Source organism: Candidatus Villigracilis saccharophilus, assembly GCF_016711665.1.
In genome coordinates this window covers 1-20,924 of sequence record NZ_JADJSO010000063.1, presented here as the reverse complement: position 1 = coordinate 20,924, position 20,924 = coordinate 1, and the positions used below count along the sequence as shown (strand labels likewise).

General features: G+C 48.1%; 21 protein-coding genes. 12 read left to right on the top strand and 9 right to left on the bottom strand.

Annotation, left to right across the window (positions count from 1 at the left end):
* Window positions 1-65: 65 nt before the first annotated feature.
* The gene (locus IPL17_RS19940) at window positions 66-1,598 is read left to right on the top strand and encodes a PQQ-binding-like beta-propeller repeat protein (protein ID WP_345308838.1); all 1,533 of its coding nucleotides are present in this window, start codon (window positions 66-68) and stop codon (window positions 1,596-1,598) included.
* Window positions 1,599-1,655: 57 nt separating this feature from the next.
* Here the strand turns inward: IPL17_RS19940 and IPL17_RS19935 are convergent, their stop codons facing one another.
* Complete coding sequence (locus IPL17_RS19935) at window positions 1,656-2,492, bottom strand: crosslink repair DNA glycosylase YcaQ family protein (protein ID WP_345308837.1); 837 nt, start codon at window positions 2,490-2,492, stop codon at window positions 1,656-1,658.
* Between the two features lie 61 nt (window positions 2,493-2,553).
* On the opposite strand from IPL17_RS19935, the gene pgl reads away from it, so the two are divergent.
* From pgl to IPL17_RS19900, 7 genes are all read left to right on the top strand, one after another.
* On the top strand, window positions 2,554-3,273 hold the full coding sequence (gene pgl / locus IPL17_RS19930) for a 6-phosphogluconolactonase (RefSeq protein ID WP_345308836.1): 720 nt from the start codon (window positions 2,554-2,556) through the stop codon (window positions 3,271-3,273).
* A gap of 99 nt (window positions 3,274-3,372) precedes the next feature.
* The gene (gnd, locus tag IPL17_RS19925; RefSeq protein ID WP_345308835.1) at window positions 3,373-4,314 is read left to right on the top strand and encodes a phosphogluconate dehydrogenase (NAD(+)-dependent, decarboxylating); all 942 of its coding nucleotides are present in this window, start codon (window positions 3,373-3,375) and stop codon (window positions 4,312-4,314) included.
* 19 nt (window positions 4,315-4,333) lie between these two features.
* Complete coding sequence (gene zwf / locus IPL17_RS19920) at window positions 4,334-5,866, top strand: glucose-6-phosphate dehydrogenase (RefSeq protein ID WP_345308834.1); 1,533 nt, start codon at window positions 4,334-4,336, stop codon at window positions 5,864-5,866.
* 6 nt (window positions 5,867-5,872) lie between these two features.
* A complete protein-coding gene (locus IPL17_RS19915) occupies window positions 5,873-6,520 on the top strand; it encodes a hypothetical protein (RefSeq protein WP_345308833.1) in 648 nt (215 codons plus the stop codon).
* 122 nt (window positions 6,521-6,642) lie between these two features.
* A complete protein-coding gene (locus IPL17_RS19910) occupies window positions 6,643-7,068 on the top strand; it encodes a hypothetical protein (protein WP_345308832.1) in 426 nt (141 codons plus the stop codon).
* 111 nt (window positions 7,069-7,179) lie between these two features.
* Window positions 7,180-7,863 (top strand): response regulator transcription factor, encoded by a 684-nt coding sequence (locus tag IPL17_RS19905; RefSeq protein WP_345308831.1) that lies wholly within the window; start codon window positions 7,180-7,182, stop codon window positions 7,861-7,863.
* A 2-nt stretch (window positions 7,864-7,865) separates the two neighbouring features.
* A complete protein-coding gene (locus IPL17_RS19900; RefSeq protein WP_345308830.1) occupies window positions 7,866-9,209 on the top strand; it encodes an ATP-binding protein in 1,344 nt (447 codons plus the stop codon).
* Window positions 9,210-9,338: 129 nt separating this feature from the next.
* Here IPL17_RS19900 and IPL17_RS19895 read toward each other — a convergent pair whose 3' ends face one another.
* The 3 genes from IPL17_RS19895 to IPL17_RS19885 all read right to left on the bottom strand — a co-directional run bounded on the left by IPL17_RS19895 (window position 9,339) and on the right by IPL17_RS19885 (window position 10,873).
* Window positions 9,339-9,617 (bottom strand): hypothetical protein, encoded by a 279-nt coding sequence (locus IPL17_RS19895; protein ID WP_345308829.1) that lies wholly within the window; start codon window positions 9,615-9,617, stop codon window positions 9,339-9,341.
* Complete coding sequence (locus tag IPL17_RS19890) at window positions 9,614-10,120, bottom strand: DUF4405 domain-containing protein (RefSeq protein ID WP_345308828.1); 507 nt, start codon at window positions 10,118-10,120, stop codon at window positions 9,614-9,616. The genes IPL17_RS19895 and IPL17_RS19890 overlap by 4 nt, the downstream gene beginning before the upstream one ends.
* A gap of 114 nt (window positions 10,121-10,234) precedes the next feature.
* Window positions 10,235-10,873 (bottom strand): YigZ family protein, encoded by a 639-nt coding sequence (locus IPL17_RS19885; protein ID WP_345308827.1) that lies wholly within the window; start codon window positions 10,871-10,873, stop codon window positions 10,235-10,237.
* 160 nt (window positions 10,874-11,033) lie between these two features.
* On the opposite strand from IPL17_RS19885, the gene IPL17_RS19880 reads away from it, so the two are divergent.
* Window positions 11,034-11,360, top strand: a complete 327-nt coding sequence (locus IPL17_RS19880) for a DUF1992 domain-containing protein (protein WP_345308826.1) — start codon at window positions 11,034-11,036, stop codon at window positions 11,358-11,360.
* A 282-nt stretch (window positions 11,361-11,642) separates the two neighbouring features.
* A complete protein-coding gene (locus IPL17_RS19875) occupies window positions 11,643-13,286 on the top strand; it encodes a ribonuclease J (protein WP_345308825.1) in 1,644 nt (547 codons plus the stop codon).
* Between the two features lie 32 nt (window positions 13,287-13,318).
* Here the strand turns inward: IPL17_RS19875 and mutY are convergent, their stop codons facing one another.
* Genes mutY through IPL17_RS19855 form a run of 4 tightly spaced genes read right to left on the bottom strand, consistent with a single transcriptional unit; the run spans window position 13,319 to window position 17,803 of the window.
* On the bottom strand, window positions 13,319-14,347 hold the full coding sequence (gene mutY / locus IPL17_RS19870; protein ID WP_345308824.1) for an A/G-specific adenine glycosylase: 1,029 nt from the start codon (window positions 14,345-14,347) through the stop codon (window positions 13,319-13,321).
* A gap of 11 nt (window positions 14,348-14,358) precedes the next feature.
* Window positions 14,359-16,824 carry a glycosyltransferase family 39 protein gene (locus IPL17_RS19865; protein ID WP_345308823.1) on the bottom strand — a complete coding sequence of 822 codons (2,466 nt, stop codon included), beginning with the start codon at window positions 16,822-16,824 and terminating at the stop codon, window positions 14,359-14,361.
* Between the two features lie 30 nt (window positions 16,825-16,854).
* A complete protein-coding gene (locus IPL17_RS19860; protein WP_345308822.1) occupies window positions 16,855-17,157 on the bottom strand; it encodes a hypothetical protein in 303 nt (100 codons plus the stop codon).
* A gap of 1 nt (window position 17,158) precedes the next feature.
* On the bottom strand, window positions 17,159-17,803 hold the full coding sequence (locus IPL17_RS19855; RefSeq protein ID WP_345308821.1) for an MBL fold metallo-hydrolase: 645 nt from the start codon (window positions 17,801-17,803) through the stop codon (window positions 17,159-17,161).
* Between the two features lie 56 nt (window positions 17,804-17,859).
* On the opposite strand from IPL17_RS19855, the gene IPL17_RS19850 reads away from it, so the two are divergent.
* Both IPL17_RS19850 and IPL17_RS19845 read left to right on the top strand, forming a co-directional pair.
* Window positions 17,860-18,738 carry a DMT family transporter gene (locus tag IPL17_RS19850; RefSeq protein ID WP_345308820.1) on the top strand — a complete coding sequence of 293 codons (879 nt, stop codon included), beginning with the start codon at window positions 17,860-17,862 and terminating at the stop codon, window positions 18,736-18,738.
* Window positions 18,739-18,761: 23 nt separating this feature from the next.
* A complete protein-coding gene (locus IPL17_RS19845) occupies window positions 18,762-19,565 on the top strand; it encodes a family 16 glycosylhydrolase (protein ID WP_345308819.1) in 804 nt (267 codons plus the stop codon).
* Between the two features lie 83 nt (window positions 19,566-19,648).
* Here IPL17_RS19845 and IPL17_RS19840 read toward each other — a convergent pair whose 3' ends face one another.
* Window positions 19,649-20,779, bottom strand: a complete 1,131-nt coding sequence (locus tag IPL17_RS19840; RefSeq protein WP_345308818.1) for a prenyltransferase — start codon at window positions 20,777-20,779, stop codon at window positions 19,649-19,651.
* Window positions 20,780-20,924: the final 145 nt, after the last annotated feature.

Below are 20,924 nucleotides of genomic sequence, written 5' to 3'. Positions count from 1 at the left end.
ACTCGGAAAATCGCGGTTGGGGACAATCCCGCAAACCGTTGGGTGGCACATCAGGTAAACTGAAAATGAAAAAATGGGTTGTGATCTTTTTGACAGCAGCAACTTGCATAGCAGCCATATATGGCATTATGCTAGGTATTTTTTATCTCAAAATCATAGAGAAATCAGAGCGTGAACTTTGGAGAATTACAGATTATATTGTTTTCCAGCCGGTTGTTGTAAATGATCTGTTTATATTTTCTGGGCATAAGGCAGATCGCTCTATTAATTGTGACTGTGTATATGCCGCAAATAAGTCAACGGGTGAAATTGTTTGGTCTACAGAAGAAGTTGAAAAACCGTATATGAAATTGGGGGCAACTTCTTCAAATTCCTTTTCCGTTAATTCCTATATAGAAATGGTATCTCCCAAAAAAGACACCATATATATTAGTCTATTCTATTATGGATCAGGAGATAATTTAAAGTTCGCGCTTGTTGCTGTAAGAAGTAATGACGGCGAATTGCTTTGGAAGGTTGATGGTGAAGCAAACTCAGACTCACTTGCTAATTCTGTTTTAGAGAAAAGTCAGATATTTGTTTTTGATGAACAGGGTGATTTACTGGCAATTAACAGCGATACAGGTAAAGAGATTTGGAGAAACGAAATTTATGACCACTATGATGATGCTGATATTTGGTTCAGCTACTATAAAGACACAGTATTTACTTTCAATAGCCAAACAGATCAAAAAATCAAGGCTTTCGATGCAGAAACTGGTCAATCTCTTTGGGAAAGTGACCAATTCAGAGGTGGGAGATGGAATGTTTATATCTTCAACAAAACAATATATCTAGTATCACCACCTCTTGATGACAACAAGTTGGTAACTGCAATAGATTTGGAAACTGGAAAGAAAAGATGGGATTTGGTTTTCCAGGATGTTAGTGGATTCAGCATAGCTGCTGGAGATAAAAATGGGGTTATGTTTTTTATCACGAAATACGAAGGTGGCCCGAATAATTTCCATGAACTAGCTAAACTCGTTGTTGTTGACGAGCTCACAGGTCAGCTACTATGGAAATTCAACGAGAACTTTTCGCATGGTGATTTCGGTTATCTAATAAATGGTAACACAATGTACATTGGCACCGAGGATGGTTTTGTTTTTTCATTAGATAGCGCAACTGGAAATATTATCTGGCAAACTGAAACAGGGCATTTCCCCATTCATTTTCTAGTTAAGGGAAATGCTCTCATTGTTGTTTATGAGGAACAATATTTATCCCTATTAGATCTAGCGACTGGTTTACAAAAATGGAGATTAGATCTTGACATTGATAAAAGCTGGTCGATTTTAGGAGAGGACATTCTGGGAATTAATAGCGATACTATATTTGTCGTTGGAAATAAGGATCAAAAGATATATGCAATTGATATAAATACTGGAAACCAACTTTGGTCGTGGAGGCATTTTCTTCCGGTTCGCTCTTACTATGAAATTGAACTTCTTAATAAAGATATACTATATGTTGATCAATGGCCACGCTGGAATTTTTTCATTTCTGATGATCTTGTTGGAAATAATTGGTATTTTGCCTTGAAAGCAGAACCTTAGTTGACAACCTGCCGCCGATGGGCAGCAGGTATCAAGGTGCAAAATGTTCAACTTGATTTATTTTATTAATTCCTTCACCGCCGCCCACTCCCCCGCGGACTTGGGATGTTCTGCAATCGCCAGCTTTCCGATATCCACCAATTTTCCAACAGCCTTCTTCACTATTTCATTTCCCCATACAAACAATTTATTCACATCACGCAACTGCGCTGCGCCAACCATGTCAAAATAAAGCTCAAGCAATTTTGCGCGTGCTTGAGATTCAGTAATGACTCGCGCCTGTTCGGAAAGATCGGGATAATGACGCGCAACAATTTCGTAGATGTGAGAATAATTCCATGCGCCTGCCTGCGCCACACCGACAGGCAGAATCTTGAAGTCTCGCTGCAGTTGCTCCAATGCTTTATTGAATTCAGAATCTTTTGCATTGGATAATTTTGCTTTCTTACGAAGATCCAAAGTATTCAACGCGCCATTTTCAAGCAGCGTCTCATAAACTTGTTTTGATGCCTGAGTTAATCGCCCTTCTTGATAGGCGATGAGATAATCTTCTTCAGGAGAACCATAATTTTCTGAAAGCGCATAAAAATACGGCGCGATCTCCAAAGAGATCATCGTCGCTTTACCGCGTAATATTTTGCCGTAATACCATATCTTTTTATCCAGCGCGCCATCCTTCCAACCCCATGTGATGTGACCGGGGTCGTCGTGCTTGTCGGCCACTGGACGATCACCAGCGACAGCTGTCCACAGCGAAGGCAAATCAATACCCTTGATGGGCCAAAAGTAGATGAAGCCGCGTTTGTTGACGAAGGCCAATGCCTGGGCCGGAGATGAAAGCCTTTTAGCGGGAGGCAGGCCAAAGGTCCGCTGGCGATGCGATTGCAGTTTCATTAGATTTATCTTAGTCATCCATCAAATTCTAGCTCATGTAGGATACAATCTGCAAGACGAAATGATCAAAAAATTTAAAGACATCAGCGAATTAAGTCAGTACGCGGCACGTTCATTTATTGAGATCGCAAAAAGATCGATCGAAGAACGGGGGCGTTTTCTGGCCTCACTTTCAGGCGGAAGCACGCCCATGCGGCTTTACGAATTGTTGGGAGATCAATTTCAAAATGAAGTTGATTGGCCGCTCGTCCATTTTTTTTGGGGAGACGAACGCTGCGTACCTGTGGACGACCCTGGCAATAGTTATGGGCAAACCAAAAAGGTTTTCTTTGATAAGATTCAAATCCCCAACGAAAACATTCATCGCGTCTTATCGGAACTTGAACCTGATTCTGCCGCGAAGGATTATGCCAACACTTTGAAAGCCTTCTCCGAACCGCCGCTCGATTGGCCGCGCTTTGACCTGGCATTACTCGGTATGGGCGACGATGGACACACAGCTTCGTTATTCCCTGGCTCACCTGTAGACGTGGATTCCGCAACCCTAGCTGTAACAGCAAATTATCAAGGCCGCCCAGCCAACCGAGTAACTTTGACGCAGAATGTGCTAAACAGTAGTAGAAATGTACTATTTTTGGTAACTGGAAGGGCCAAGGCCGTAACTTTAAGTAGGGTATTAAGCGACAACTATATGCCTGCGGAACTTCCCGTCCAGCGAATCGCGCCAGCAGATGGGAATTTAATCTGGCTCATGGATGAAGAAGCAGGAAGTCTTTTGTAATAATCTATCTCGTCACTGCGAAGGCGCTCCTGTCCTTGCCCAAACCAATCTCCAACACAATCAAGAGATTGCTTCGTCGGGAAAAGCACCCTCCTCGCAATGACATATCACACCAAAGGAGTTTTACAAATGGAATTAGCACTGATCGGTTTGGGAAAAATGGGATTGAATATGGCGACCCGCCTTGTGCGCGGCGGTCATAAAGTAGTCGGGTACGCCCGCACTAAAGAAAGCGTGGAAGCAGCCATCGAAAATGGCGCGGAAGGTGCATCTTCACTGGAAGATGCGATTGGTAAATTAACCTCTTCACCAAAAGTCGTTTGGGTGATGGTTCCTTCTGGTAAAACCACCACGGAGACTATTGAAAAAGTTGCCGCGCTTTTGAACAAAGGCGACATCATCATTGACGGCGGAAACTCCAACTACAAAGAGACAGTCGCACATGCGGCCATGCTCGAAGCCAAAGGCATTGACTTTGTGGATTGCGGAACCAGCGGCGGCATTTGGGGACTCACCGAAGGCTACAGCTTGATGATTGGCGGCAAACTTGAAGTGACCGAAAAACTGCGTCCCATTTTTGAAACACTTGCGCCAGGCAAGGAAACTGGCTGGGGACGTGTCGGTCCGCATGGAGCAGGTCACTATGTGAAGATGGTTCACAACGGAATCGAATACGGCATGATGCAGGCTTTCGCTGAAGGCTTTGGTATTTTGAAAGCCAAAAAGGAATTTGGCATGGATCTCTCACAGATCTCACACATCTGGCAGAACGGAAGTGTTGTCCGCTCGTGGCTGCTTGACCTGGCGGCCAATGCCCTCGACGAAGATACCGAACTGAAAGACATCAAACCCTGGGTCGCAGATTCTGGCGAAGGCCGCTGGACGGTCTTTGAATCGATCGATCTCGATGTCCCCGCACCAATCATTACTCTCGCGCTTCAAATGCGCTTCGCCAGCCGTGACGAGGAAAATTATCCCGCGCGCATGTTAGCGGCGTTACGTAATCAATTTGGCGGCCACGCCATTAAGAAAGCGGAATAAAACAGACGATAGACAGTGGATGGTAGACCGTTTTATCAACGGTCTACCATCCACTGTCCACGGTCAATTATTTATGAACAATCCTCCCAATAATGGTTTACTGACAACGATCATCATTTTCGGTGCATCCGGTGATCTGACTCAGCGCAAGCTGATCCCTTCGCTATTTAATTTGTTCCGCAAGCGCCGCACTCCCAAGAAATTCCAGATCGTTGGCTTTGGCGGCACGGCCTTTACTGACGAGCAATTCCGCGAACATTTATACAAAGGCATGAAAGATCACGCAGGCTACGAATTCACTGACGAAGAATGGAATGTCTTCGCGCCAAATCTGCATTATCTTTCTGGCAAATACACCGAAGCAAGTGATTTTCAAAAACTAGCCGAAACGCTCACAAGTTTGGAAGACGGCGAAGCCAATCGTCTTTTCTATATGGCGCTTCCACCGACACTTTTCCCTGCCATCATTGACAATCTGGATGCCTCAGGTCAACTGCACGAGAATGGAACATGGCGGCGTGTAGTACTTGAAAAACCCTTCGGCACAGATCTGGCGTCAGCGATCACTTTGAATAAACAAGTTCACAAGGCGCTCAACGAAAACCAGATATATCGTATTGACCATTATCTCGGCAAGGAAACTGTGCAGAATATTTTGTTCACGCGCTTTGCCAACACCATTTTTGAACCGATCTGGAACCGCACCTATATTGACCATGTACAAATCACCGTAGCAGAGAAGGTTGGTCTTGAACACCGCGCAGGTTTTTATGACAGCGTCGGCGTGCTGCGCGACATGTTCCAGAATCATCTTTTGCAATTGCTTACCCTCGTCGCCATGGAGCCGCCCGCATCGTTCAGCGCAAGTCACTTGCGGAATGAAAAAGTAAAAGTTCTCAGCGCTGTTCAGCCCATGACTCCCGAGCAGGTGTCAGCGAATACAGTGCGCGGACAATATAAAGGCTATCGCAGCGAAGATCAGGTTAATCCGAATTCCACCACACCCACCTACGCGGCGCTCCGTCTCTACATCAACAACTGGCGCTGGAAAGGCGTACCCTTTTATTTGCGCTCTGGAAAAAATCTCGCCGAGAAGCAATCACAGATCATCATTCAATTCAAAGAACCGCCGCTTGCCATGTTCCCGATGCAGACCATGAAGCCGAACATGCTCGTGCTCTACCTGCAGCCCGATGAAGGCTTGCATGTGCGCTTTGAAGCCAAGGCACCCGATACCGTTTCTGAAACCCGCTCGGTGGATATGGAATTTCATTATTCAGAAGCCTTTGGTGAAACTGCAATTCCCAGATCTTATGAACGTCTTCTGCTCGATGCCATTCAAGGGGACGCCTCGCTCTTCACCCGCGCAGACGAAGTGGAAACTGCCTGGTCGCTGATCGATCCGATTTTGCAGACATGGGAAACGCATCAGACTCCGTCGTTGGCTGGTTACAAACCCGGCAGCTGGGGTCCCACTGAAGCATACGACCTGCTCGCCCGCGATGGACGCCGCTGGCTCAACGCGGAAGCCAGCATGATGCTGGAAAAATAAATCCCGATGAATGCGCCTGCCCGTTTCCTATCATTGCTCCCAAAAAATCTTCAGCAACAGATCGGGAAGATCAAAACTCCATTTGATGTGCAGGAATTTTTATTTTCCATGCCGTACAACGCAGAGGAGCGGGATCGTTCGCCGCTAAATGTTATTTTAGATCAGCAATGTCACTGCCTCGATGGCGGATTCCTGGCGGCGATCCTTTTGTGGTATCTGGGATTCAAACCGCTCGTCCTTGACCTGACACCTGCCCCCGGCTTCGATGACGATCATGTCCTCGCGCTGTTTCAGATCGAAGGACGCTGGGGCGCGGTGGCAAAATCCAACTTTGTTCAGCTTGGCTTCCGCGAACCCGTTTTCAAAAACCCTCGGGAATTGGCAATGAGCTACTTCGAGCACTACATGAACACAGCCAGGCAAAAGACTTTGCGTGGATACACACGCCCCATGGATCTCTCCACGCTCGACCCAGCCTGGACGTGGGATGAATCCGCGGCGAACCGCTTATATAAAAAATTCTACACACGGAAACCGATCTCTTTATTGACGGGGTCAATGGCAAAACGGCTTAATCCTGTCAGCGAGAAAGTTTTTATAGCGGAAACAGTTGGAACGGATATGAATTGGGTCTTCGGCAACCGACCGCAATAAACACACATTCTCCACACAATTTCTTCACCGTACCATAATTCCCAGATGAGAAAATAAGATCAACAAACTTCAAAAACGATTTCATCAATGAAGCTTGATTCATCTTACATACTGGAGAAACTATGAAAAACAAGAAATGGTTAACTTACACGTTAGGCATCCTGCTCACCCTTATTATCCTTGCAGCAGTTGGAGCGGTTGGATTCCGCATCGGTGCGATGCAAAATAATTCCTTTGTGCATCCCATGATGAACGGGTCCGCGCCAGCCTTTGGGCACGGATTTGACGGCGGGCAAATGCCCAATTTCCATCAGCAGGGATTCGAAGGCAGAGACTTCCACGATCGCGGATTTGACCGCGGTGGTCGTGGCGGCTTCTTCTCTCCCATCTTCGGGCTGATCAAACTTGCGGTTCTGAGCGCTTTACTGTGGTTTGGTTTTAGGTTTGTCAAGAATAGCGGCTGGAGACTCACTCGTGATGCAGTTCCAGCTTCTGCACCCGCAGCCAGCGAACCCCCCAGCGTGGAAGTTGATGAGAAAAAGGAATAGGCGTGGATCAAACCCGTTGAGCAAAAATCAGGCATCCGTCTCGTATGAGGCGGATGCTTTCCACATATTCCCCTGTCTTATGGCATAATTCCGATCGAAAAAAGAGTCCCCATGCCGCAAACCATCCTGATCGTTGACGATGAAAAACGCCTGGTCTCGCTTGTGCAAAGTTATCTCGCGCAGGAAGGCTACCGTGTGCTCACTGCCTACAATGGCAGGGATGCGCTCCCGCTTGCAAAAAAGGAAAAACCAGATCTGATCATTTTGGATATCATGATGCCCGAAATGAACGGCTATGATTTTATGCGCGCGCATCGTGCTGAAAGCGACACGCCCATTATCATGCTGACTGCCAAAGTGGAAGACGAGGACAAGGTCATTGGGCTTGAGCTGGGCGCGGATGATTATGTGACCAAGCCCTTTAAGCCGCGCGAACTCATGGCGCGTGTGCGGAATGTACTGCGCCGCGCGGGCAAATCCGAAGCCACCGCAAAAACACTACGCGTTTCGGATATCATGCTCGACCGCGACAGCCGCGAAGTGCAGGTGCTGGATCGTTCCCTTGACCTGACCCCTTCAGAATTTGACCTGCTGGCCGCGCTCATGTCCACACCGGGGCGGGTGTATTCGCGACTCGACCTGCTCGATGTGATCCAGGGTGTGCGCTATGAAGGCTACGAGCGCACGATAGACACACACATAAAGAACTTGCGCGCCAAAATTGAAAGTGATCCGCGCAAACCGCGTTATATCGAAACCGTGTACGGCGTTGGATACCGCCTCAACAAGGGCTGAACATGAAGCTGACGACGAAATTAATTCTCGCATTTCTGTTGGTGAGCCTGTTCAGCAGCGGCGTGATCGTTGCGTCCACACGGATCGCGACAAATCGCGAATTCGATAAATTCGTCAACGATCGGTATGAGAAGGAACTCGTTGATGAACTCGAAATGTATTATAAAGAAAATCAAACATGGGATGGAATTGAAGGAACTTTCATCCCCTTTGACAGGAACCATTCCAGACAGGCAGAGCCGCAGATCTTGTTTTTCTCGATCGCAGACACAACGGGAAGGATCCTTGTCCCCGGCAATCGCTACGCAATGGGAGAAATTGTCAGCCCTGAGACACTTAACCTGGGAACACAAATTCAGTTTGAAAACAAGACAGTTGGTATTTTATTGTACGACACGGCGTCAGACAGAAGCCCGATGGAGGCTGAATTCATTCATCGCATGAACAACTCCATTTTTCTAAGCGGGGTTGGCACCGTGATCCTCGCGCTCATTCTCGGCACAATTCTTTCACGCACCATCACCCGCCCCATCCGCGAGCTGACCGCCGCCACACGCGAAATGGCTGACCAAAAATTCGGACACACAGTGCCTGTCCACTCAAAGGATGAGATCGGTGACCTGGCCAAATCTTTCAATAAAATGAGCGAAGACCTTTCGCGCTCCTTCAACCTGCGCAAACAAATGACCGCCGACATCGCGCACGAACTGCGCACGCCGCTCAGCCTGATCATCGGTCACGCCGAAGCGGTGCACGACGGCGTATTGCCGCCCTCCGCTGAAAATTTTGAGATCATCCGTGAAGAAGCGGAACGCCTTGAACAGCTCGTCAATGACCTGCGGACATTATCTCTGGCAGATGCGGGCGAACTCTCTTTGGATTTCCAACCCGTTGACATTCACAAACTATTGAGCGACATCAACGCCCATTACATGATCCCGTTCAACCAAAAGCGGATCAGCCTGAACCTTGAGCCTGCCCCCGTTGCGCAAAGCGTGACGGCGAATCTTGACCCGATCCGCTTCTCGCAGGTGCTGACCAATATTCTCGACAACGCCCTGCGCTACACCCCTGAGAACGGCCGCGTGGATATTTCCGCCAGACAAATTGACGATCATATCGAGATCGCAATTCAAGACAGCGGCGAGGGAGTCACACCCGAAGAAGCCGCGCATCTCTTCGACCGTTTCTACCGCGCCGACGAATCCCGCACCCGTGACGATGGCGGTTCAGGGCTGGGACTCGCCATTGCAAAGTCCATTATTGAAATGCACAAGGGACGCATCTGGGCGGAAAGCGAAAGAGGAAAAGGATTAAAAGTATTGATCATGTTGCCGTTGAAATAACTCTGGACTCGGGCGGCTTGCTGTCCGTTTTCTAAAATTGTTAGGGCATCAGCAAGCTGACACACTCCAGAGATAATATTCTTAAAAGCAAATCGTCCCAAATCTGATATCAGATTTGGGACGATTTGCTTATGCAAGCACAGGTTTTGGCTTTTTGCTAAACAGTTTATTACCCGCCAGATACACCCCGCTCGCAACAGACATGATCACCAGGCTCTTTACAATGCCAAAGGGTAATCCGTCACCTCCCTCGCGGTCTTCCCCACCCTCGGGTCGGGGACGATCGCCTGATCGCATTTGAGGCGGCTGTTGGCTGACAGCGCCTCCACCGCCGACCGCCATGTAGATCGCTCCGCCAATGATCGCCGCTACAACAAGGATAATCAAAATTCGATAAAGAGTGGTCATGCCTTCACCTCTTTTCCTTCGATAACAAGGGCAGAAACAGGATTTACTTCACGTCGGAGTACCATGCGCTTGAAGGTGCTGACGATCCAACTCCAATGCAGGGTAATATGCAAGCCCATCAAGATGAGTGAGATATTGGCGGACAGATCATGCAAACTGCGCCAGGCAAAATTCAGCGGCAGGGACAAGCCGAACGCGGGCACAACCGTCTCTGAGATCATGATCCCTGAAAGCATGATCAAAATACCGTCCACAAACAAAAGCCAGTTGAGGATGTAATTCGTGCGCGCACCGTTCAAGCCTTTGCCTTTGGCAAACAGTCGTTTGGTGACTTCAACGATCCAGTTCCAATTCAACAGTAAGTGGACAACTACGGTCGCGCCTAAAGCGATGGTCAACCATTCGTGGATGGCGATGCCGCTTGTGCGCGGATCCATCGCGATCAGAAATGCCACAAATGTGGAAATATCCAGCAGTAATTTCGTTCGATTTTGTTTTGACATTCAAGACTCCTTATTGATTTGAATGTCAGTATTTTATAAAAATTGGGGATGTTTCAGGTGATGGAAATGCGGTGGAATTATGAAGAACTTGTAAACTTTTGAAAAAGATTTTTCTTATGATACCGGCACGATCATCTCTTTTGTTTCAATGATCTCCGCCTGCACTTTCCCCGCTGACAATTCCCGCAAGTCATTCTGGAATGCCTCAAATGAATCCACAGGCAGGCGGACGGTCATGGTCACATCCCCCGCAAAATCCTCGGCCAGCACTTCTCCGCGTTGACGGGTCACCACAAGTCGCAGGCGTTCCAATAAATTGTATGGCAGAGCGATCATCCCAATGTGCACTGGGATTCTTTGTCCACGCCCGACCGCGTTGACCACCAACTGCGCGGACTCGGTATACGCTTTGACCAATCCGCCTGTGCCAAGCAATGTCCCGCCGAAGTAACGCGTGATGACCAACACCGCGTCGCCGAGGCCGCTGCCGCGCATCACAGCCAGAGCAGGCTTGCCCGAAGTCCCGCTCGGCTCGCCGTCATCTGAAAAATATTCCGTGACCGTATTCCCGCCGCCGATGATATAGACAGGCACATTATGCGACGCATCCGCAAATTCATGTTTGATGCGCGCCATGAATGCCCGCGCTTCGTCAATGCTGAAAGCGGGCGCGAGTGTGGAAATAAAACGCGAGTTCACCACCACATGTTCACGGCGGATCTCAGAAAGCGGGACTGAGTATGGTTTCGTCATCAAAAAAATTTTACCTGATTCTCACGACTTCCGAAGTACACTGCGCCCCAGTATAATCCTATTATCATGGCAGGCATTGATTAAATAGTTACACAATACCAGTGGTCCAATTATTTTTATATATACTTGAAAGATCATACTCAAAAACCCAGGTAAAACCATGTTCGATAAAACCATAGATGCCATTATCGAGGAAGCCATGAAACGCGGCAAATTTGATGATCTGCCGGGAAAAGGAAAACCCATAGATCTGACTGCCTATTTTGAGACGCCAGAGGATCTCCGCGCGGCACATTCGATGTTAAAGAACGCTGGATTCACTCCGCGTGAAGTGGATCTGCTCAAGGAAATTGCAGAGCTAAAGAAAATTCTGGCCGCTGTGCTGGATGAAAAGAAGAAAGAAGAGCTCCAAAAGCAGATCAACCAGAAACAGATCGAATTCAGTCTAATGATGGAGCGCCAAAAACGCCAGCGCAAAGGAAAGTAGCCCAGTCGGGAGAAAGCCGTAGATCCAGCATGAGTTCATATCCGCTTTGACAAATCCCCGCCGCCCTGCTATACTCAACTTAATTAAGTTGACTTTCACTGTCGCATTTATCGACAGTTTGTTTATGAACAATCGCAACGTGGCACGGATTTGATTTACCCCCTCGCGAGCAAGTCGGCAGGGGTCTTTTTTTATGCCGAGAAGATAACACGCATACCTAAATTGACCTTACCCGCCATTGGCGGTTTAGTATATTTTTAAATTAAAAAGGAAAACAAAAAAATGAGTAAGAAAAACAAGTTAAGAATTATCCCGCTCGGGGGCCTGGGCGAAGTGGGAAAGAACATGATGGCCTATGAGTTCGCAGGCGACATCATCGTTGTGGATGCGGGCATTATGTTCCCGCATAACGACATGTTGGGGGTGGATTACATCATCCCCGATTTTGAGTACCTCATCAATAGAAAAGACCGCGTGCGAGGATTGATCATTACGCACGGGCATGAAGACCACATCGGCGCGATCCAGCATTTTATTGAGCAGATCAATGTGCCCATTTATGCGACCCCGCTCACCCGTGGATTGATCGAAGCCAAATTATTCAGGAACAACGCCCAGCATAAGGCGCAATTTAAAACGATTCAAGCTGGAGAGTCCAGTAATATTGGCCCATTCAAAGTGGAATATTTCCATGTGAGTCATTCCATCCCGGATGCAGTTTCACTTGCGATCACCACAGCCGCGGGACTGGTCATTCACATGAGCGATTTCAAATTCGATCATACCCCTGTGGACGGCTGGCCGACCGATTTCGCAAAACTGGCGGAATATTCCACACGCGGCGTAGACCTGCTCCTTTCGGACTCGACCAATGCTGAACGACCAGGCTGGACTCCGTCCGAGGCGGTCATCGGTCCCGCGTTTGATAAAGTATTTGCCGAAGCCAAAGGCCGCATCATTATTGCCACCTTCGCATCGTTGATCTCACGTGTACAGCAAGTTGCAGACGCCGCCCTAAAAAGCGGACGCAAAATGGCGTTGGCCGGTCCCAGCATGGTGGACAACGTCAAGATCGCGCGCAAAATGAAATATCTGGAGATCGCCGATGATCTGATCGTGCCGATCGAACAAGCCTTGAACATGCAGGATCACAAAGTGGTCATCATGTGCACAGGCTCACAGGGCGAACCATCCTCGATTGTCGGCAGGCTTTCAGCGGGCACAAATCGCCAGTTCGATCTCAAGCCCAACGACACGGTTGTGCTTTCATCGCATCCGATCCCTGGGAACGAAGAGTCCATCGGCAAAACCATTAACCGCATCCTGCGCCGCGGCGCGACCGTGATCGACGATAAAGTTGCGCCGATCCATGTATCAGGTCATGCCGCACAGGAAGAACAAAAACTGCTCCTCAACCTGGTGCGCCCCAAACATTTCATGCCCATCCACGGTGAACTGCGGATGCTGAAACAGCACGCAAAACTTGCGATGCAAGTCGGTGTGGAAGAGGAGAATATTATTATTGTTGAAAACGGTCAGGTCGTTGAGTTGATCGGCAACAAGATCCAGCTTGGCGAACGCATCCCCGGCGACTATGTCTTTGTGGACGGCGAATCGATCGGTGATATCGATCACGACATCATGAAAGAACGCGGTCAACTGGCGCGCAACGGCATTTTATTGATAGATATCAGCCTTGACAAACATTCAGGCAAATTACTGCATGATCCTGAAATTCTCACGCGCGGCTTTGTTACCTCCGAAGAAGCAGAAAAGATCCTGCCCGAAGTTCGCAAACGCGTCATGCAGGCAGTCAATGGCGGCGGGATGAGCAGTGAAAAAGACATCATCAACACCATCAAGAGTTACCTGCATCAGGAAACAAAACGCAGACCGATGGTCTTCGTAACACTGAGCAAGGCTTAATCAAAAATGACCGCCCACAAAAAGTGAGGCGGTCATTTTATTTTATTGGCGATACCCCGATCCACCTTCCCCATCGGATAATCATTTAAATCACCTACGCGTACCCATTTTAGATTTTTATTTTTCGGGATCAAAATTGGGTCGCAACTAAAAACATGAACAGTCACTTTAAAGTGAGTGTACGCATGCTGGATAATACCCAGCGCCTCTTTTCTCTTAACCTTCAAATTGTATATAGCGTTAAGAAGCTGGGTCAGCTCTTTGGCGGGGTCGGCGTTGACTCGTCCATTCGGGAATTCCCACATTCCTCCAAGCAAACCATCGGCGGGCCTTTGCGCCAATAACACACGCCCACGCTGAAGAATTACTCCTGCCGCGTGGATATAAAGCGGAACCGCTTTCTTTGGCTTTAGCACCGGGCGAAGATCCTGCGTTCCATTTATTTGCGCCTTACATGTCTCCATCAATGGGCAGAGCAAACAGCGCGGATTCTTTGGCAAACAAATCGTCGAACCAAGATCCATAAGCGCCTGGTTGTAATCACCTGCCCGGCCTTTGGGTAAATGTTCCGCTGCCAATTCCCATAATTTCTTTTCACCAGCCGCAGAATCAGCAAAGTCGCTCACATCGAACAGGCGTGCAAAAACACGGCGCAGATTTCCATCCAAGGTTGGTTCATCCATGCCAAATGCCATGGATGCTATTGCGCCAACCGTGTAGCGTCCAATGCCCGGCAGGCTGCGTAGCTCCGATAGATCACGCGGCAGTTTTCCGTTAAAGTTCGACACGACCATTTTTGCGGCCTTGTGCAAATTGCGGGCGCGGCTGTAATAACCAAGTCCCTCCCACGCGTTCAAGACATCCTGCTCGTAGGCATTTGCCAATGCATTCACGTCAGGAAATAAATCCATCCATTTTTCAAAATAAGGGATGACCGTTTCAACGCGCGTTTGCTGAAGCATGATCTCAGAGACCCAAACAGCATACGCGTCGGGATGATCGCGCCAGGGAAGTGTCCGCCCGTGCCGGCGATACCATTTGAGAAGGCGTGAGGAAAGCATATTACTCGTTTTCAATCGCAAGGCTGGGTAAGCGGGGCGCTTTGGAAGGTTTGATTGCCAAAATCGATCACACGAGCTTTGAGAATATCATCGCTCACGCAGGCAAGTATGATCGCATCTGCCCCCTGGGGGAAATCCAGGATTTCCCTGGTAACAAATATAAGATTGTAATGATTCTTGTTAAGTAAAATAAAACCGATGCGGGCATAATCGCGTATCGCGTACGCCGGCCAGGGATGCGCGGATGCAAGACCTTCATTTTTTCGATACATGCGCGGATATAACACGCGTCCTTCCATTAGTACTGTGTTTTCATGTGACAGGAATGAACGCACCTCTTCGGAGGTGTATCCGCTTAGCTCGAGCTTTGCGATCAATTGTCCCTGTGAGACCTGATAACGCGGTTCCACAAACCCTTTCGCAAACCAGGGCGTCGCGCCAATAAAGATAAAACATAAGATGATCAAAGCGTATTGCGGGCGAATACCACCAAGCGAAATCGGTTCTGCTTGGCGTTGAATCATTGCAGGGAATACTTTTTCTACTTTTGCTCCAAACAGAAGGGTCAATCCGCCTAACAATTCAACTGCACCAATGGCGAAATAAAAATAGAAAACCCAATCAACCGGCAGGTTGTAACGCCAGCTGGAAAAACGGGCGATCCCGTTCGCCAAGGCATACCCCAGATTAAAAGCCAGCGGAACAAAACCTATCCAGCCCATGCGCCGCCAGGATGCGCCAAATCCAAGTGCAACAATTGCCAGGTAAAAGATAACCAAAATAAAGTTATACCACTCAAGGGAGCCGTTCCAGGTCACCCAGTATAAGTTGACAGGTTCGAACAACCCGTCAAATCTTTCGATCAATGGCAGGGCAAGCAAACCGCCAATCTCGGTATTTAGGAAGTGATTGGAAACAAAACCAGCGACAAAGGCAGGGTTCTCCAATGTAAAAGTGAGCAGCCGATTTCCGACACTTTGCTTTTCGGGGTCAAATTGACTGAGGTCCAAATTTCCCGTGAAGGAGTATTGACTATAAATGATCGCGACCTGATTTGGGTCATCGAATGTAAGCTTTCCAACCACAGTATAGTTGTGTGTCAACCACGGCAGAACGGTGAGTACCATCACAATGCCAAACGTGATGCCTGCTATAACCCATTCTTTGGTTTTACGCTGATAAGCAAACCACGCCAGAACAAATAATACAGGCAAAGTCAGCAGGGATTGTGTACGGAACAATAACAACAATCCAAAAGATCCCCCCGCCACAAAGGTTGACTTTAAGTCACGCCGCTCCAGCCACCAAACCGCCACCAGACACATTAATGTGATGCCCATGGCAGTGGGAAAATCGGTAGTGAACATCTTGGAATTGGCAACGCGTGTGTTGGACGAAATCCACAAGCTGACCAGTTCACGAAAAACGGCAAATAAAGCCACGGTCACTCCAGCCGCGGGCGAATGGAGTTTTTTTCCTAGAAAATAAAGCATAACAGGAAAGATCGCAAAAACCACCGTCTGGGCAGCGATAACAGCGGGATAATTCTGTCCAAAAAGGAAATGCAGCATGGCAAGGAAAACCACGTACAAAGGACGCGGGGGGATTCCGCCTAGGTAATCGGTACCAACCAGCAAACTTTGGGAGAGAAAATCATAAAAGCCCGCATCAGAATATGGGAATGGGACATTCGCCGGCAAGGCGATGGGGGCATAAAAACTGCTCTTTAAAACATCAACGGGAACACCCAGCCAGAGAATGCAAGCAGTGACATAAATTGTAAGCGGAAGGAAAAATTTAGTTACGAGCTGAGGGTTACTTGATCCGTGCGATGTAATATGCGATACGTATAGTAAAGTAAACAAACCCGCAAGAATGGAAACAACAAATTGCCAACCTTGTATGGCCACCCCAGGTTCACCCCAATAAGCCGTATCTGGGGTAATGCCTACTTTAGTTAATAAGACAAACAGAAGAATACAGAGAAGAATGCAGAATGCAATTAACGCAGAAAGGTAATTTGATTTACGTTTGGAAAATTCCTGCGGATGAAACCCATTTTTAATCAACAAAAGAAAAATGAAAGATTGCAATCCAACCGCTAACAGGTACCAAAGCAATGGACCGAGGCGCTCGTAATACGGCAGTAATTTTTCGGGGTTGAGATAACGTAAAAGGAATAGAAGCAGGCTTGAGCTTAAAACAAGAAGCGCAGAGGAAATAATAACGGGCGAACGTGCCAACAAGTCAAATCTTGCGCCCCGGCGACGAGAATTAAAGCCCAAATAGATTCCCGTAAAAAAGAAGGCCGCAAGGAGCGCCAGCACACCAAGGCGCGCAACAGATATTCCGTTTTCAGATGGAATTAGTACAAGCGCAATAGCGGCAAGCAAAGACTCAAAAGCCGCGGTAAAGAAAAACCACGGCCATAGACTTGAGAAGACATCGGAAGTCCTCCTGGGAATTTGTAAATTCATAGACACACAAGAGACTTCTGATGTCTCTGATTAAAATTGAAACCCAGTGCGGACGGGGACGATTTTGTGAGAGTAATTTTTTACATAACCAAAGAGGCGTTCCTGCAAAAGCGCCCAATCAGACGAAGCAAGGATTCGGCGCGCCTGGGGCAGATCTGTGGCAAGCAAGCCAACCTGAATTTGCGGATAGGAACCATAAATGGTCGCCCATGCTTCAGCTGGCTGTAAACCCAATCTTTGCACACCAGGTACAAATTCGCCGATGACGAATTCGAAATATTCCTGGTCGCGTTCGGGAGAAATATCCCAGGTCATAATAACTTTAACTGGCATATTAACCTTTTTGATAATCCAAAACGACCACATGCGTTTCAGCCGGGAGGCTGGAGCGGGAAACCTTAAGCGATGGCTGCGGTTCGGTTTTGCTTAAACCCATTTCTTTGATAAATTTATTGATCTCGTCAAGTTTTATTTTTGAGTCAGGTGTGGCATAGTGCATCGGAATGACCAGATCAGGTTCAAGCATACTGACAACTTCCGCGGCCTTCGCGGCGTTGAGGCTGTTCCCGCCGCCAACAGGCACAAGCGCCACGTTGACAGTGCCAAGCAGCTCGATCTCACTCTGTGTGGGGATCTTCTGCAGATCGCCAAGGTGCGCGACCGTGAGACCGTCATAATCAAATACATAGATGGTGTTGCGAATAGAATCTTTTGATTTCTTACCGCTGTCGGTTTGCACGGCAGTAATGAACACGCCGCCGATCTCGAATTCGCCAGGCCCTGTCAGCACGTGAGTGGAACCTTTAACCGCAGCACTATTGTTGTGACCGGGCGCATCGTGACTGACAGTAACGATCTCAGCTTTAAGCTTAAGCGAATCGTAACCGATAACTTTATTATCATAAGGATCGGTCACCACGGTAACGTAGTTACGCTCCGTGAGCCGAAAACAGGAATGTCCGTACCAGGTAATTTCCATAAAGGTGTTGCCTCCGAAGGGCAATTATAATGGATAAACTCTTCAAAGGAAAAACCATGACAAAAAAACTCCTCCCTTTTCTTGAAGCCCTGTTCGCTGTGATCGTCTGGGGCGCGTCATTCATTGCCACCAAAATTGCCGTTGGACAGATATCCCCCATCGCGGTGGTATTTATTCGTTTTGCAATGGGCATCCCGATCCTTCTATTCGCTGTCATCATTCGCAAACAATTTGCGTTTCCCAAAGGCAATGAGTGGGGATATTTTGCCCTGCTTGGTTTTCTGGGAATTTCATTTCATCAATGGCTGCAATCCAATGGACTGATCACCGCGCAAGCCACAACCACAGCGTGGATCGTTTCCACATCACCGGCATTCATTGCCATTTTGGGTTGGATGGTCTTAAAGGAAAAACTAAACCTCCTGCAATCATCGGGGATCGTCCTTGCCATGATCGGCGTGTTGGCAGTCGTGAGCAAAGGCGATCTCTCCACACTTGCGGGCGGAAAGTTTGGCACGACCGGTGATTTTCTCATTCTCATCAGTTCAGTCAACTGGGCGGTGTTCTCCATCCTCTCGCGGCGCGGATTAAAGAACCATCCGTCCACACGTATGACGTTTTGGGTGATGACCATCGGCTGGCTGATCACAGCGGTCGCATTTTTTGCGAACAAAAGTTATACCGAAATTCCATTGCTTGATGCTCGCGGCTGGATGGCAATGATCTTCCTCGGCATCTTCACCACTGGGCTGGCATACATCGCCTGGTTCGATGCGCTCGCTCAATTACCCGCCGCACAAACAGGCGCGTTCCTTTTCGTCGAGCCGCTGACGAGCATGGTGGTGGCTGCGATCATTTTGAATGAACAAGTCACGCTCGTTTCAATTCTAGGCGGCGCGGTGATTCTGGTTGGGATCTGGTTGGTGAATAGATAATGATGAATTGTGAAGGATGAAGGATGAATGGAAGAGCAACACAAAATGCAAAAATTGAAAAAACCGAAAACGGTTGGAGGTTGGGAATACAGAAAGGGGATTCTCTCAGCTATCGAGATGCCCAGCTCGATGACTATTCCCAACTCCCTCGGCATAAGTTTCCGCATCGGACTCTAAGCCTCAGCCTGCGTGCAAAAGTCTCAAGCAGTTCTGTCGCTGGGACATGGGGCTTCGGCCTGTGGAATGATCCATTCGGGTTATCGCTTGGGTTTGGCGGGCGTCCGTTCCGCTTGCCGATGCTGCCGAATGCAGTGTGGTTCTTTTATGGGTCAAAGGAAAATTATTTATCATTCAAAGAGGGGCAACCACAAGGGTTTGCCCACGCATTGCCTGCAAATGGATTTATGGCGCAGACATTTCGTTCGCCGATGTTACATCCATTGTTGATTTTGGCTGGGCTTGTGCTGCCCTTCTCGCGGAAAGTTGCTAGAAAATTATTAAGCAAGGTGATTCAAGAAGATAGTTTTTCACTCGAGTATATGTCACGACAGCAAGCTGTCGGACTCCAGAGTCAGAGTCAAGGCGTGGATGTCACTCAATGGCACAGATACAGGCTAGAGTGGAGCGAGAAGCGCGTTGTCTGGTATGTGGATGAAACCCCAATGTTTGAGTCGCTTGTGAGTCCAAATCCGCCTTTGGGAGTCATCATCTGGATCGATAATCAATATGCGGCGTTCACACCTGAAGGGAAGATCGCGTTTGGGGTTTTGAAGGGGGAAGATGAATGGCTGGAGGTGGCAGATATAGTGATGAGGAATGAGGAGTGAGAAACGAGTAATAAGAAACATAAAGGCTCTGATAAACTCAGAGCCTTTTTACTTCTCACTTATTACTCATTACTTTTTACTTGCTACACTTGCACCTTTTTCGCCTTCGCCATTTGCATTTGAACGACTGCGTAGATCAAACCAATTCCCAGGGCAATTGCGCCAAGCATGTTAATGTTGATCGGTAATGTTAATTTGCTGGCAACGGTATCGAGGAAAATTCCGAGGATGAAGAGGCCGCCGAACATGCGGTTGTGATAGAAGCAAAAGCCAGAGAACCAGGTGGGCCAGAAAGTTTCAAATCCTTTGGGCGCGGCATCGGGGCGCGGCTTGGTCAATACTGCGACTGCGTACATGGCGCGCTGCGCGGCAAAGATGACCAACAGCATCAGCGTGGAAAAATATCCAGTGGCAACCAGATAAAAAATAACACCATACGCGATGACAATGGAGGCAATATTTGTGTAGCGTGCAAAGGTCTGACCGACGCGCACAGGGAATGTGCCGACACCTTTTTTCTTATCATCTTCCATCTTATCAATATGCTTGCCGATGTTAATACTTGCAACGCTCAAACCAAAAGGAACGCCCGCAAGCGCAACCTTGAACACGTTGGAGATGTCGCCGCCAGAACCGAGGGCGAGGACAACATACACAGCCCCGATCATGATCGGTCCCCAGATCAGGAAGATGGACAATTCACCGATGCCCCAATATTTAAACGGCCATGTATAGAACAATAGAACAAGCGCACCAAAGGCGAACAAGCCGATGATATAGGGATTGAAACTTGTGTAGACCAAGGCAAATATGCCTGAAAGTGTAGCCAACACCCCACTGACAATGAACCACTTGATCTGGTTTTCCTTCGTCCAGAATTTTTGCACGAGCGGATGCACGCCATATTGTGTACGGAAGTAGTTATCCTTATCCACGCCGCGCGAGAAATCGGTGTAGTCATTGAGCAGGTTGTTCGTGCCGTGCGCGATGAACAAGCCAAGGGTCACAATGATCCACGGCAGCCAGGAAAAGTAATCATCTCGCCAGGCGAGGAAACCAGCGATGATGCAGGAATAGATTGTTACTGTGGTTACTGCAGAACGGGTGGCGATCAGCCATTTGGAAATAACATCCAATGCATCCCACTCTTTTTTGTTGTCCATTTTGATGAGTTCCCATGAGGCCTTGCGCCACATGGCAAAGTTGATGTGCATTTTCTCTCCTTGAATAGTACTGGAGTCTAATTGGGAATTAACGTGTCTTGGTGTCAAAGTGTCGTGATGGTAATTTCCCAATCAAACTCTTGTGTAAATAAAAAGTTACGAACGTGCGGGATTATACAACTCTTTTGTGAAATAG

Coding starts and splice junctions, on each gene's coding strand:
- IPL17_RS19905 (WP_345308831.1), top strand. CDS start 7,180: ATGCCGCAAACCATCCTGATCGTTGACGATGAAAAACGCCTGGTCTCG.
- IPL17_RS19860 (WP_345308822.1), bottom strand. CDS start 17,157: ATGCCAGTTAAAGTTATTATGACCTGGGATATTTCTCCCGAACGCGAC.
- IPL17_RS19910 (WP_345308832.1), top strand. CDS start 6,643: ATGAAAAACAAGAAATGGTTAACTTACACGTTAGGCATCCTGCTCACC.
- IPL17_RS19845 (WP_345308819.1), top strand. CDS start 18,762: ATGAATGGAAGAGCAACACAAAATGCAAAAATTGAAAAAACCGAAAAC.
- IPL17_RS19890 (WP_345308828.1), bottom strand. CDS start 10,120: ATGTCAAAACAAAATCGAACGAAATTACTGCTGGATATTTCCACATTT.
- IPL17_RS19885 (WP_345308827.1), bottom strand. CDS start 10,873: ATGACGAAACCATACTCAGTCCCGCTTTCTGAGATCCGCCGTGAACAT.
- IPL17_RS19840 (WP_345308818.1), bottom strand. CDS start 20,779: ATGCACATCAACTTTGCCATGTGGCGCAAGGCCTCATGGGAACTCATC.
- gnd (WP_345308835.1), top strand. CDS start 3,373: ATGACATATCACACCAAAGGAGTTTTACAAATGGAATTAGCACTGATC.
- IPL17_RS19900 (WP_345308830.1), top strand. CDS start 7,866: ATGAAGCTGACGACGAAATTAATTCTCGCATTTCTGTTGGTGAGCCTG.
- IPL17_RS19940 (WP_345308838.1), top strand. CDS start 66: ATGAAAAAATGGGTTGTGATCTTTTTGACAGCAGCAACTTGCATAGCA.
- IPL17_RS19880 (WP_345308826.1), top strand. CDS start 11,034: ATGTTCGATAAAACCATAGATGCCATTATCGAGGAAGCCATGAAACGC.
- IPL17_RS19915 (WP_345308833.1), top strand. CDS start 5,873: ATGAATGCGCCTGCCCGTTTCCTATCATTGCTCCCAAAAAATCTTCAG.
- IPL17_RS19875 (WP_345308825.1), top strand. CDS start 11,643: ATGAGTAAGAAAAACAAGTTAAGAATTATCCCGCTCGGGGGCCTGGGC.
- IPL17_RS19850 (WP_345308820.1), top strand. CDS start 17,860: ATGACAAAAAAACTCCTCCCTTTTCTTGAAGCCCTGTTCGCTGTGATC.
- IPL17_RS19935 (WP_345308837.1), bottom strand. CDS start 2,492: ATGAAACTGCAATCGCATCGCCAGCGGACCTTTGGCCTGCCTCCCGCT.
- pgl (WP_345308836.1), top strand. CDS start 2,554: ATGATCAAAAAATTTAAAGACATCAGCGAATTAAGTCAGTACGCGGCA.
- zwf (WP_345308834.1), top strand. CDS start 4,334: ATGGTAGACCGTTTTATCAACGGTCTACCATCCACTGTCCACGGTCAA.
- IPL17_RS19895 (WP_345308829.1), bottom strand. CDS start 9,617: ATGACCACTCTTTATCGAATTTTGATTATCCTTGTTGTAGCGGCGATC.
- mutY (WP_345308824.1), bottom strand. CDS start 14,347: ATGCTTTCCTCACGCCTTCTCAAATGGTATCGCCGGCACGGGCGGACA.
- IPL17_RS19855 (WP_345308821.1), bottom strand. CDS start 17,803: ATGGAAATTACCTGGTACGGACATTCCTGTTTTCGGCTCACGGAGCGT.
- IPL17_RS19865 (WP_345308823.1), bottom strand. CDS start 16,824: ATGAATTTACAAATTCCCAGGAGGACTTCCGATGTCTTCTCAAGTCTA.